This window comes from Bacillus pinisoli (assembly GCF_023036475.1).
Classification (GTDB): Bacteria; Bacillota; Bacilli; order Bacillales; family SA4; genus Bacillus_BS; species Bacillus_BS pinisoli.
On sequence record NZ_JAJQKI010000013.1, the window covers coordinates 1 to 11,723 of the forward strand.

Genomic DNA, 11,723 nt, shown 5'->3' on the forward strand with positions numbered 1-11,723 from the left:
TTTTTTTTTTTAGTACTATTCGACAGTTATTCTGCTTAGGATGTAAGAAACCATGTTATTTAAGCGAGGTGACTGAGTGAAGATAGATGGAGTTTTCTCTGGTGGTGGAATAAAAGGATATGCATTAATTGGAGCTATTAGTGCAATAGAGGAGAAGGGATATCGTTTTGTAAGAGTAGCAGGATCAAGTGCTGGAGCCTTAATTGCTACCTTTATTTCGGCAGGATATACTGCAAAAGAGATAAAAGCCTTAATGGAAGAAGCGGAACTGAAACACTTTCTAGATCCAAGAAAATCTTGGGCGCCAGACGGTATTGCGAAATGGCTTTTCTTATATTGGCGGTTGGGTCTTTACAAGGGAGAAGCACTTGAACAGTGGGTTGAAAAAAAACTACTAGATAAACAGATTCGAGTATTCGGAGATTTACCGACTCATTCGTTAAGAATCATCGCTTCAGATCTGACGAATAGTCGTATGATGGTTATTCCCGACGATTTACCTTCTTATGGACTAGATCCTTCTACTTTTTCAATTGCGAAAGCTGTACGAATGAGTGCATCCATTCCTTATTTTTTTGAACCTACGAAGTTAAAGAAGAAGGATGGTGTAACTGTCATTGTTGATGGAGCATTGTTAAGTAATTTCCCTGTATGGCTCTTTGAGCAAACACGGAATGAAAAGAAACGACCATTGTTAGGTGTTCAATTAAGTCCCGATTTAAGTAATAGAGTGCCAAATAAAATAAGGAATGGATTTGATTTATTTAAAGCATTATTCGAAACAATGATGGATGCACATGATTTAAAATATATTTCAAAGAACGTTGAAAAGAATATCATTTTTATACCAGTTGATTCAGTTAAAACCCGCGAATTTGATATTGCTGGAGAACAGAAGAGAGAACTAATAGAAAAAGGTTACCAACATGCTAAACAATTTTTGCAGAAATGGAGTTATTAACAGTAAGATATAAAATACAGCAGCAAATAAAATCGAGCCCTTCTTAATGAAGAGCCCGATTTTTCTTTTTGTTATTTTTTTTTCCTTCTATAACTGTTAAGTGTGAGTTGCTTTTCCGTTTGAAGCTTGAAGGTGTGGATGGTTTTTTAATTTGTTGACTCTTATAACGTTTCTTTGATTGAATAGCAGCCTTGCGATATCTTGAATATTCAGCCCAATTCGTTCCGTTTCTTCGTTGGAACCATCTAAAAACAAAATAAATAATGACAGCAAATAAAACAGCAAATCCAATCATTTTTAGTAGTTGAGTGGGACTTGTTGTTAATAGTCCAATTGCACCTAGACCAACTAAAGCTATAAATATAAACTGACGAGATTTCAGTTTCACATTCAGCACCTCCTAAACGAAAAGCAGACATTATTACTTACAATATGTTATGAAAAATGAGATGTTGTCACTTTTTACACAATTTTAGTAGTACTTTCTGCCGCTTGTTCTAATTTGAGTAATTCCTGAAAGGATGCTATTGCAACTTCCACTTGATCATCACTCGGTTCCTTAGTAGTTAAAAGTTGTAACCATAAACCTGGATAGCCTAGGTAACGCAACACCGGTACATTTCTCACAGCATTGCTTATTTGCAAGACTTCAAAAGAAATACCGAGAACGACTGGTATGAGAGCTAATCTGTTGAGGATTCGAACCCATAGAGGATCAATAGGAACCCATAGATAAACAAATACTCCTACAATAACTGTAAACAAAATGAAACTACTTCCACAGCGATAATGTAATCTAGATTGAGCTTGAACATTTTCTACTGTTAATTCTTTCTCATTCTCAAAAGCGTTGATTACCTTGTGTTCGGCACCATGATATTGAAAAACTCGTTTAATCATGGGGGTAAAAGAAATGGCATAAATGTATCCTAATAATAAAATCAACTTGAAGAATCCTTCTAAGAGTATCTGTGATAAATCAGTTGTAAAAATAGGTCTAAAGAGCTGGGCTAAAAAAACAGGAATTAACGTGAAGGCAAACTTTCCAAACAAAAAGGAAATAATACCGATTACAGCAACTCCAAGAATCATAGTCAGCTTGGATTCCTTCTTTTCTTCTTGGATCGTATGATCATCACTTGGATCCACATCGTAACGCTCTGTTGAAAAATTAAGATGCTTCGTTCCATTCGCACTTGCTTCAATGATCGCGACAATTCCTCTTAAAAAAGGAATTTTCTTCAAAGATTGTAAAGTTGGATTTGATTCTCTTTTTAAACGTAAATAATCAATTGTAGAATCCTTACGACGAATAGCAGTGACGTAGTTATGTTTACCTCCAAACATGACTCCTTCTACGACTGCTTGTCCTCCGTAGACAGGCTTTTTCTTCTCAGACATATACCACCAACCTAATTATGACTTATATTGAATATTTTACTAGAAATCTTAAAAAAGCTCTAGGTGGAGGTAGTTTTTTTATGAATGTTCGAAAAATCCTATTTTATTCATTACAGTATTATAGACAAGTTCTGGGAATGCTAGACGTCCCGAAAAAAACTTCTTCATAATTTTGGTCGGCGTGGAAATACTAATACCGGAGGTGAAGGATCGTGGAAGATGAAAAAAATCTGGAGCAAAACAAGACAGAAGAACCACTCTCTCCTGGAGCACGGACAGCGATAACGGGTATCTTTGGAGGGATTTTTTGGAGTTTACTCGGATATTTAGCTTATTTATTTAACTTTACAAAAGTACCACCGAACGTCATCCTTGAGCCTTGGTTAATTGGTGATTGGAAAAATGGAGTATTAGGACAATTTATTTCTATATTTACATTAGGTCTCATTTCCATTATGGTAGCGTTTGGTTATATGGCAATACTTAGAAAGTTTGAGAAGCTGTATGTTGCCATGGGATTTGGCTTGGTCTTATGGGGGCTTGTATTCCTAGTACTGAACCCGATATTTCCTGGTATTGATCCTATTAAAGATATGGACATCAACACACTTGTTACAACCTTATGTTTATTTGTCTTATATGGAACTTTTATTGGCTATTCCATCTCGTTTGAGGCTGCTCAGCTTGCCCAAGAGCCAGAGCCAAACTATTCAAATGAATAGGACATATGATAGAATGTTCAATGAACATTCTATTTTTAAATTTTGCAAAAAAGGGAGTATGCAAGACGATGAGACGCATTCTCTTAGTAAATGGTCCAAATTTAAATCGGTTGGGCATTCGAGAGCCAGGTACATATGGAAACGTGACGTTAAGGGAGCTTGAACAGAAACTTGATCTGCTTGCTAAAGAAAATCAGTTGGAATTGATCTGCTTCCAATCCAATCATGAAGGAGAGATTATTGATCAAATTCATGATGCAGACACAAATATTGATGGAATTATTATTAACCCGGGCGCTTTTACACATTATAGCTATGCGATTCGGGATGCTATTGCGAGCATCTCTAAACCGGTTATAGAGGTACATATTTCTAATATTCATGCCCGTGAAGAATTCCGTCATCATTCTGTCATTGCACCTGTTACAAGCGGCCAAATTGTTGGCTTTGGTATGCTGGGATACGAATTAGCGTTGATGGCATTAAAAGAAAGATTAGGGGAGGAACTTACGCATGACTAAATTGGAGAAGCTTCGAAATCAATTTCAAGAACATGATATCGATGGAGTTCTAGTAACAAGTGGCTATAACCGACGCTATCTTACAGGTTTTACTGGTACTGCAGGTGTCGCTATTATATCTCATGATAAAGCAGTATTTATTACAGATTTCCGCTATGTAGAACAAGCCGCAAATCAAGTTGAAGGTTTTGAGGTTGTACAGCATAAAGCGGCAATTTTAGATGAAATAGCGAACCAGGTTGAAGTGTTAGGAATTAAACGTCTTGGATTTGAAGAAGATCATGTTACTTTCAGTACATATAAGTCATACCAATCTGCAGTAAAATCAGAGTTAGTTCCACTCTCTGGAGTAATTGAAAAGTTACGCTTGATTAAGACTGATTCTGAGATTAAGATATTAAAGGAAGCGACGGAGATAGCAGATGCTGCTTTTGAACATATTCTAAAAGTCATCCGTCCTGGAAAAACTGAAATTGAGATATCAAATGAGTTAGAATTTTTCATGAGAAATCAAGGTGCAGCTTCTTCTTCTTTTGATATTATTGTTGCTTCAGGTTATCGTTCGGCTTTACCTCATGGTGTGGCATCAGAAAAGGTCATTGAATCTGGTGAATTTGTAACACTTGATTTTGGTGCTTATTATAAAGGCTATTGCTCAGACATCACAAGAACAGTTGCAGTAGGGCAACCAAGTGATGAGCTTAAGAATATTTATGATGTTGTATTAGAAGCTCAATTACGAGGAATGGCTGGAATTAAGCCAGGTCTGACAGGTAAAGAAGCAGATGCTTTAACGAGAGATTATATTTCAGAAAAAGGGTATGGAGAGTATTTTGGTCACTCTACTGGTCATGGTATCGGTTTAGAGGTTCATGAAGGGCCAGGATTATCTTTTAAATCTGACATGAAGCTAGAACCAGGAATGGTTGTTACAGTGGAACCAGGGATCTACGTTCCGAATCTTGGTGGAGTAAGAATTGAAGACGATACCGTTATTACAAATGATGGAAATCAATCCCTTTCTTTCTCAACTAAAGAATTAATTATTCTTTAAAAACAGATATATTTTTAGGAGGATCTTTTTAATGATTTCAGTTAATGATTTTCGTACAGGTTTAACAATCGAAGTAGACGGAGGAATCTGGCGCGTTCTAGATTTCCAACACGTAAAGCCAGGAAAAGGAGCAGCTTTTGTTCGCTCTAAGCTTCGTAATCTCCGTACAGGTGCTATACAAGAAAAGACATTCCGTGGTGGAGAAAAAGTGGCAAAAGCCCAAATCGAAAACCGTACAATGCAGTACTTATATGCAAGCGGTGATCAACATGTTTTCATGGATACTCAATCGTATGAGCAAACAGAGCTACCAGCAAACTCGATTGAACATGAATTAAAGTTTTTAAAAGAGAACATGAATGTATCCATCCAAACATACCAAGGGGAGACTATTGGAGTAGAACTTCCAAATACGGTTGAACTTAAAGTAGTTGAGACGGAACCAGGTATTAAAGGTGATACCGCTTCTGGTGGAACAAAGCCTGCAACTTTAGAAACAGGTCTAACTGTACAAGTACCTTTCTTTATTAATGAAGGGGATGTACTAATTATAAACACAGAAGAGTCCAAGTATATCTCAAGAGCATAAGATAGTAAAAAAAGAGGTGTTTGCTTAAAAAGCAAACACCTCTTTTTTAATTTTAATATTGATCTAGTTCTAGATTAAATGAATCCTTTAACAATCAGTAGTCTTAATTTTCCTGGATACCGCATAGGTTGTACTAATAGAACAGACTTTGAATGATAAGGGGAATCAGATCCATGAAAAAATGGCTTTCCACAATTGATACAACCATACTATCTATGGCTGGTCTTCGGTTTGTATCAGCGACGATTGAACTAACGGCTGCTATTGCCATGCTTATGCTTAATGATGTGAAAAAGGCAGTTGCACTTAACGCCATGTTAGCTTTAGTAGGACCTTTTATTTTTATTGCAACGATGACAATTGGGCTATTAAGTATGACAGATGAACTATCATTTTCAAAACTCTTTTTCATCGGAATTGGGGTTGCTTTTATCTTAATCGGAATTTACAAGTAAGGCTCGATCTTATCCTTTTATAACTTTTACAAAGCGGTAACTCGTACAAATATAAACAAGTATTCAAATGCCAGGTCATAATATGTCCAAGCCTGCATACATTGAAGTATAGAAAAAATTACGCATATGGATGTTTATTTATAAGGCTCTTTTCTAAAACTTTGTTGCTTTTCAAGCTAATATTTCTAAAAACCTACCCTTTTTTGTACGTAAAACCGAAGTGATCATAGTTAGAAAAGAGCAACTCTCTCTATTTAAAACACTGGACACTGTACTACCGAGTGAAAATCCGGCTACTGCAAAGATGAAGGACTAGCCTTAGTCTTCAACCCATTCACTGATGAAAGGAGAGGGACATATTTTGAACGAAATTTTCGAACTATTATCGCCTAATATTCTCACGATCTTAAATCGCTATCCCTCTCATCTGCGGGAAAGGATCGAAGAAATTCGGTTAAGACTTAATCGGCCACTTGAGATTATCATCATGGGCAAACCAGACTTTCCACGCAACATGAATACTCCATACATTGTCACTAGTGAAGATACAATACAGCTGATGAATCGGTTAAGTCAGTACTCCATTTATACTTTAGAAGAAGAGTTGAAAAGGGGCTATATTACGGTTCAGGGTGGCCACCGAGTAGGACTTGCAGGAAAGGTTATTACAGAAAAAGGCGAGGTAAAAGCAATCCGAGATGTCACTTTTTTTAATATACGGATTGCTAGGCAGAAGATTGGAATTGCTGAAAGTTATCTACCACACCTTTTAGTAAGTACAGGTGAATGGCAGAACACGATGATTATTGGACCTCCCCAAGCAGGAAAAACTACACTTTTACGAGACCTTGCAAGATTAGTCAGTGTCGGAAAAGAAGAGATGAATCTCCCATCGTATAAAGTGGGGATTGTGGATGAACGGTCCGAAATTGCTGGTTGTGTAAAAGGAGTGCCGCAGCTTGAACTTGGTTGGCGTGTTGATGTACTAGACAGCTGTCCTAAGGCAGAGGGAATGATGATGTTAATTCGTTCTATGAGTCCAGATGTCATCGTAGTCGATGAAATTGGAAGTGTGGAAGATAGTAAGGCAATCATGGAAGCTGTTAATGCAGGCGTTAAGTTAATGGTAACAGCTCATGGAAATACATGGGCTGATCTTGAGAAAAGACCTAGCATAAGACCTCTTCTCGAATTAGGAATTTTTTCGCGATTTATCATCCTTTCTAAGGAAAATGGTCCCGGTACCTCTTTTAAAATATTAGATTCTACCGGTCATGAAGTGAGAAGGGACAAGGAGGTAGCAAGATGGTAAAGCTTTTGGGAGCTTTATTCATATTATTGGCTACAACATGGACTGGCTTTGAAGCGGCCAAACACCTTAGTGAAAGACCAAGACAGCTTAGACAGTTAAAGGTCGCGCTGCAGTCATTAGAAGCTGAGATTATGTATGGACACCTACCTTTGTATGATGCCTGTACACATATTTCAAAGCAGCTAAAAAAGCCATTATCCTGGTTTTTTGAGGATTTTGCTAAGAGATTAAAAGAAGGCACAGGAAATGTAAGAGAAGCATGGCATGACAGTTTAATAGAAGTGAAACGATTTACTGCATTTAAACAGGGTGAAATAGAAGTACTTCAGCAATTTGGAGAGACACTAGGTCAGCACGACCGAACATCACAGCAAAAGCATATCATGCTTGCTTTAACTCATTTAGAACGTGAAGAACAAGAAGCAAGAGATAAACAAGCTAAATACGAAAAGATGATTAAAAGCTTAGGATTTTTATCCGGTCTACTTTTAATTGTATTGCTGATGTAAGGAACGAGGGGAGTATCGGAAGATGGAGATCGATGTTGGAACGATTTTTCAAATAGCAGGAGTTGGAATAGTAGTTGCCTTTCTTCACACCGTACTAAAACAAATGGGGAAAGAAGATTATGCCCACTGGGTAACGCTAGTTGGATTTGTTTATATTATTTTTCGGGTAGTTACGATTATGGATGAATTATTTAAAAAAATTAAGGCTGTCTTTCTCTTTCAAGGTTAGGAGGGGATTGCTATACAAATTCTACAAATTGTTGGGATCGGGCTAGTTGCTACTTTTCTTGCGTTAATTGTAAAAGAACAAAAACCAATATTTGCATTTATGCTTGTGGTATTTGTTGGGTGTGGTATTTTTCTTTTCCTAATAGGTCAAATTCAAGAGATTATTACGATGCTCGAACGAATTGCAGTCAATGCGAATGTAAACTTAATGTATGTAGAAACCATTCTTAAAATTATAGGAATTGCCTATATTGCTGAATTTGGTGCACAAATCACAAGGGATGCTGGACAAGGTGCTATTGCCTCCAAAATTGAATTAGGTGGAAAAATACTAATCATGGCAATGGCCATCCCCATCCTCACGGTCATTATTGAAACAATCATAGGACTACTACCATCATAAAAACTCGTTGTCTTAAAAAGAGGTGAATGAATGAATTCACGATTCATTGCTGTAATCGTACTGTTGTTAATTAGTATCTGCTCTCCCTTAAGTGTACAAGCTTCTACTCCCTCTATCCAAGACAGAGTAATTGATGATCAGTTAGACAGGCTAGGAATAGAAGAAATAAGAAAGTTTTGGGATGACGTCGTACAGGATTATGGGGGATACCTACCTGAAAGCCAAAAGGGAAGTTTTATGGATTTTGTAAAAGGTGAGAAAAAATTCTCGATTGAGCAATGGCTAGAAGGGATCGCCCGGTTCTTATTTCATGAATTAATTGCAAATGGAAAGCTACTTGGAACACTTATCATGCTAACCATATTCTGTATGATTCTACAATCATTACAAAATGCGTTTGAGCAAAGCACAGTCAGCAAAGTGGCCTACGCCTTAATTTATATGGTGCTAATTATACTAGCTCTAAATAGCTTTCGAGTCGCAATATCGTATACAGAAGAAGCCATACAAACCATGATTAGCTTTATTATTGCGCTCATTCCTTTGTTACTGGCGTTAATTTCTGCTTCAGGAGGCATACTCTCTGCAGCCTTCTTCCATCCGATCATTATTTTTCTAATGAACACGAGTGGACTTCTCATTCAATACGTAGTCTTGCCCATGCTTTTTTTATCAGCGTTACTTAGCATCGTAAGTACTTTATCAGATCATTACAAGGTTACTCAATTAGCGGAATTATTACGTAAGACAAGCATTGCGCTTTTAGGAGTCTTTTTAACAATTTTTCTAGGAGTCATTTCAGTGCAAGGTGCTTCAAGTGCAGTTGCAGATGGCATTACGGTTCGAACAGCAAAGTTTGTGACAGGAAATTTTATTCCGGTCGTGGGGCGAATGTTTACGGATGCAACAGATACAGTCATTAGTGCATCGGCTCTATTAAAAAATACCGTTGGGATCGTAGGGGTCATCATACTTCTCCTAATAGCTGCATTTCCAGCAATTAAGATTTTATCATTAGCATTTATTTATAAATTTGCAGCGGCAATCCTTCAGCCGTTAGGTGGAGGGCCGGTCATTCAGTGCTTAGATATTATCGGGAAAAGTGTGATATATATCTTTGCTGCATTAGCTATTGTGTCGTTAATGTTCTTCTTAAGTTTAACCATTATCATCGCAGCGGGTAATATCACAATTATGATGAGGTAGAGAGGTGAATCTATGGAGTTTTTAACAGGTTGGATTGCTAATATCATCGTATTTATTTTGCTAGCTACTATTATTGATATGCTTCTACCAAACTCGAATCTCCAACGGTATGCGAAAATGGTAACCGGGCTACTTTTAATTGTGATTATCTTAACACCGCTATTTAAATTTTTTAGTTACAATTTCGATGAAATCCTTGCTACAGCAACGAATTCAGCTCCAGTTGATAAAGAAAATATAGAAAATTTAATAGAATTTAAGAAAAAAGAAATACAAGCACTAAATCGTGCATATAGTTTAGAAGAAGTGGCTGTCCAAATGAAAGAAGGAGTAAAGGATGAGATCATGAAACGCTTCAATTTAGAAGTCTCGCACGTTTCAATTGAGGTGGATGAAACGATTGATAGGTCTTCTGACTCTACAGAGCACTTCTCCGTAATTGTACAGCTATCAGAACAGCAAAAAGTAGAAACAGAAGATGCCATTCCTGTTGTCAAAGAAGTAAAAATTGATACAAGCCAAGAGCTCCCGAAAGAAGAGAGCAAAAGGAATGTAAATGAAAAACAAATTGTATCGTTTTTAGCTGAAGAATGGCAACTTCAGACACAACAGATCAATGTAGCAATGGAAGGGGGGGAGAGCGATCTAGATGGACAAAAAGAATAATCAATTCTTTCACTGGCTCCAATCATTATTTAAAAAATCATCCAATGACCAACAAACATCTGATAAGAGACTATCAAAATATCATTATGCAATTGCCATTTTAGCTGTAGGGATCTCATTTATGCTGGTTAGTAACATGCTTACAGATTCTTCTTCATCTGCTCCGTCAGGCGAGCTAGCGGTCTTTAATCAAGATGATCCAAAGGACCAACCGACGTTTGGTAAAGAGAGTAGTGACAGTGAGGATGTTCTCCGAGAGGTTGAGAATCATTATGAAACTCAGCTAAAGGAAATCCTTCAATCAGCTGTAGGGGTAGATGAAGTGGACATAATGGTCAATCTAGATGCCACAGAATCAAAGGTTTTTGAAAAAAATGTAACAACTCAAACACAAATTACGGACGAAACGGACCGGGAAGGGGGAAAGCGAAAAGTAGAGGATACTTCAACGGATGAGCAGCTGGTCATTATTCGTAATGGTGATACAGAAACACCTGTTACGATAAAAATTAAGAAGCCTGAAGTTAGAGGGGTCTTAATAGTAGCAAATGGTGCAGATAACATTCAGGTTAAGAAAAATATTATTGAAGCTGTCACACGTGTACTAGATGTACCAAGTCATCGCGTGTCAGTATTACCAAAGAAAAAACCTAAGGGGGAATCATAAATGTTATTGAAAAAGCAAACAGTTTGGTTATTAACAATGTTAAGTTTAGTCGTTGTATTATCAGTCTATTATGTAACGTCACCAGAAACTACTGGAGACAATCTGGCTTATGAAGAGACAGCAACAGAAGAAGCGACAGAAAACACGGAAGGTACTGAAGAGGCAACTGCTGCAGAAGGTGAAGAAGTAGTAGTTGAAGAATCGACGGAAGAAGCAGAAGATGGAACTGTCATCTCAAGTGTAACAAGTGATGAATTATTTACAGCCCTTCGATTAGAAATGGATGACCAACGTAGCAAGCTTGTTAGCGACCTACAAGCAATCATGGCTTCAAGTGATGTATCACCAGAACAAAAGAGTGATGCTTATGACAAAATGATTGAGGTACAAGAAGTGTCTGCGAAAGAAAGAGTACTAGAAACATTAATCAAAGCTGAATCTGATCAATATCAAGACGTGTTAGTTCGTGCAGATGGTGAAAATGTTCGTATTATTGTAAAATCTAAGGATCACACTCCAGCACAAGCTAATAAGATTATCCAGTTAGTTAGAACAGAACTTGGCAAGAAAAACGTGGCAGTTGAGTTCTCTAATAAGTAAGGAATGCAAAAATACCTATTGGTGCTAATCAATGGGTATTTTTCTTTTAACTACACCTGTTCGACATCATCTCGTTTGTCTATATATAAGGCTCTTTTCTAAAACTTTGTTGCTTTTTAATCTTATTTTTCAGCAATTTCGCTATATTTAGTAGGGTTAAACTGATTTCTTAAGATTAGAAAAGAGCAACTCTCTAGATTTAAATAGAGACTTTGTACTACCAAGTAAAAATCCGTCTTATGGGATTTTTACGAAAGCAACAATCTATACGAAGACAGCCCTATTTAAGAAACCGTCTTTTTGTACCTCTGCATAAAAGATATCGGAAATGGAGGATGCACTTAAATGTTTTCGAGTATGTCCTCTACAACACTCCATCTACTATGAATAACTTCACATTTATTGATTTAGATCTTGAAATACTTATCT

16 protein-coding genes are annotated in these 11,723 nt (G+C 37.0%); 14 read left to right on the forward strand and 2 right to left on the reverse strand.

Translation table 11 applies throughout. From position 1 onward, the window contains the following. Positions 1-76: 76 nt before the first annotated feature. Positions 77-961: a patatin-like phospholipase family protein gene (locus LT143_RS16145; RefSeq protein ID WP_246944565.1), complete on the forward strand. Its 885-nt coding sequence runs from the start codon at positions 77-79 to the stop codon at positions 959-961. Between the two features lie 43 nt (positions 962-1,004). On the opposite strand, the gene LT143_RS16150 is transcribed toward LT143_RS16145, so the two are convergent. Then, complete coding sequence (locus tag LT143_RS16150; RefSeq protein ID WP_246944568.1) at positions 1,005-1,349, reverse strand: SA1362 family protein; 345 nt, start codon at positions 1,347-1,349, stop codon at positions 1,005-1,007. A gap of 74 nt (positions 1,350-1,423) precedes the next feature. Then, entirely contained in the window at positions 1,424-2,362 is a 939-nt protein-coding gene (locus LT143_RS16155) for a DUF1385 domain-containing protein (RefSeq protein ID WP_246944570.1), read from the reverse strand. A gap of 212 nt (positions 2,363-2,574) precedes the next feature. On the opposite strand from LT143_RS16155, the gene LT143_RS16160 reads away from it, so the two are divergent. From LT143_RS16160 to LT143_RS16220, 13 genes are all read left to right on the forward strand, one after another. Continuing rightward, the gene (locus tag LT143_RS16160; protein ID WP_336296625.1) at positions 2,575-3,084 is read left to right on the forward strand and encodes a YqhR family membrane protein; all 510 of its coding nucleotides are present in this window, start codon (positions 2,575-2,577) and stop codon (positions 3,082-3,084) included. Between the two features lie 68 nt (positions 3,085-3,152). After that, a complete protein-coding gene (gene aroQ, locus LT143_RS16165) occupies positions 3,153-3,605 on the forward strand; it encodes a type II 3-dehydroquinate dehydratase (protein WP_246944574.1) in 453 nt (150 codons plus the stop codon). Next, positions 3,598-4,659, forward strand: coding sequence for a M24 family metallopeptidase (locus LT143_RS16170; protein ID WP_246944577.1), 1,062 nt, complete (start codon positions 3,598-3,600; stop codon positions 4,657-4,659). The genes aroQ and LT143_RS16170 overlap by 8 nt, the downstream gene beginning before the upstream one ends. A 31-nt stretch (positions 4,660-4,690) precedes the next feature. Next, entirely contained in the window at positions 4,691-5,248 is a 558-nt protein-coding gene (gene efp, locus LT143_RS16175; RefSeq protein WP_246944580.1) for an elongation factor P, read from the forward strand. Positions 5,249-5,421: 173 nt separating this feature from the next. Beyond that, complete coding sequence (locus tag LT143_RS16180) at positions 5,422-5,703, forward strand: YqhV family protein (RefSeq protein WP_246944582.1); 282 nt, start codon at positions 5,422-5,424, stop codon at positions 5,701-5,703. 361 nt (positions 5,704-6,064) lie between these two features. After that, a complete protein-coding gene (gene spoIIIAA, locus LT143_RS16185; RefSeq protein ID WP_272495835.1) occupies positions 6,065-7,015 on the forward strand; it encodes a stage III sporulation protein AA in 951 nt (316 codons plus the stop codon). Then, positions 7,009-7,524, forward strand: a complete 516-nt coding sequence (gene spoIIIAB, locus LT143_RS16190; protein WP_246944584.1) for a stage III sporulation protein SpoIIIAB — start codon at positions 7,009-7,011, stop codon at positions 7,522-7,524. The genes spoIIIAA and spoIIIAB overlap by 7 nt, the downstream gene beginning before the upstream one ends. Positions 7,525-7,546: 22 nt before the next feature. Beyond that, the gene (gene spoIIIAC / locus LT143_RS16195; RefSeq protein ID WP_246944585.1) at positions 7,547-7,753 is read left to right on the forward strand and encodes a stage III sporulation protein AC; all 207 of its coding nucleotides are present in this window, start codon (positions 7,547-7,549) and stop codon (positions 7,751-7,753) included. A gap of 6 nt (positions 7,754-7,759) precedes the next feature. After that, entirely contained in the window at positions 7,760-8,155 is a 396-nt protein-coding gene (spoIIIAD, locus tag LT143_RS16200) for a stage III sporulation protein AD (protein ID WP_246944789.1), read from the forward strand. 30 nt (positions 8,156-8,185) lie between these two features. Beyond that, positions 8,186-9,361: a stage III sporulation protein AE gene (gene spoIIIAE / locus LT143_RS16205; protein ID WP_246944586.1), complete on the forward strand. Its 1,176-nt coding sequence runs from the start codon at positions 8,186-8,188 to the stop codon at positions 9,359-9,361. Between the two features lie 12 nt (positions 9,362-9,373). Next, complete coding sequence (gene spoIIIAF / locus LT143_RS16210; RefSeq protein ID WP_246944587.1) at positions 9,374-10,027, forward strand: stage III sporulation protein AF; 654 nt, start codon at positions 9,374-9,376, stop codon at positions 10,025-10,027. Further along, positions 10,011-10,694, forward strand: a complete 684-nt coding sequence (gene spoIIIAG / locus LT143_RS16215; protein WP_246944588.1) for a stage III sporulation protein AG — start codon at positions 10,011-10,013, stop codon at positions 10,692-10,694. Before spoIIIAF ends, spoIIIAG begins: the two co-directional genes overlap by 17 nt. Next, positions 10,695-11,294 carry a SpoIIIAH-like family protein gene (locus LT143_RS16220; protein WP_246944589.1) on the forward strand — a complete coding sequence of 200 codons (600 nt, stop codon included), beginning with the start codon at positions 10,695-10,697 and terminating at the stop codon, positions 11,292-11,294. The last annotated feature ends 429 nt before the right edge of the window (positions 11,295-11,723 follow it).

Excerpts from the sequence above, each read along its gene's own strand:
- LT143_RS16155 (WP_246944570.1), bottom strand. The coding sequence starts at position 2,362 with ATGTCTGAGAAGAAAAAGCCTGTCTACGGAGGACAAGCAGTCGTAGAA.
- aroQ (WP_246944574.1), top strand. The coding sequence starts at position 3,153 with ATGAGACGCATTCTCTTAGTAAATGGTCCAAATTTAAATCGGTTGGGC.
- LT143_RS16170 (WP_246944577.1), top strand. The coding sequence starts at position 3,598 with ATGACTAAATTGGAGAAGCTTCGAAATCAATTTCAAGAACATGATATC.
- efp (WP_246944580.1), top strand. The coding sequence starts at position 4,691 with ATGATTTCAGTTAATGATTTTCGTACAGGTTTAACAATCGAAGTAGAC.
- LT143_RS16180 (WP_246944582.1), top strand. The coding sequence starts at position 5,422 with ATGAAAAAATGGCTTTCCACAATTGATACAACCATACTATCTATGGCT.
- spoIIIAB (WP_246944584.1), top strand. The coding sequence starts at position 7,009 with ATGGTAAAGCTTTTGGGAGCTTTATTCATATTATTGGCTACAACATGG.
- spoIIIAC (WP_246944585.1), top strand. The coding sequence starts at position 7,547 with ATGGAGATCGATGTTGGAACGATTTTTCAAATAGCAGGAGTTGGAATA.
- spoIIIAE (WP_246944586.1), top strand. The coding sequence starts at position 8,186 with ATGAATTCACGATTCATTGCTGTAATCGTACTGTTGTTAATTAGTATC.
- spoIIIAF (WP_246944587.1), top strand. The coding sequence starts at position 9,374 with ATGGAGTTTTTAACAGGTTGGATTGCTAATATCATCGTATTTATTTTG.
- spoIIIAG (WP_246944588.1), top strand. The coding sequence starts at position 10,011 with ATGGACAAAAAGAATAATCAATTCTTTCACTGGCTCCAATCATTATTT.
- LT143_RS16220 (WP_246944589.1), top strand. The coding sequence starts at position 10,695 with ATGTTATTGAAAAAGCAAACAGTTTGGTTATTAACAATGTTAAGTTTA.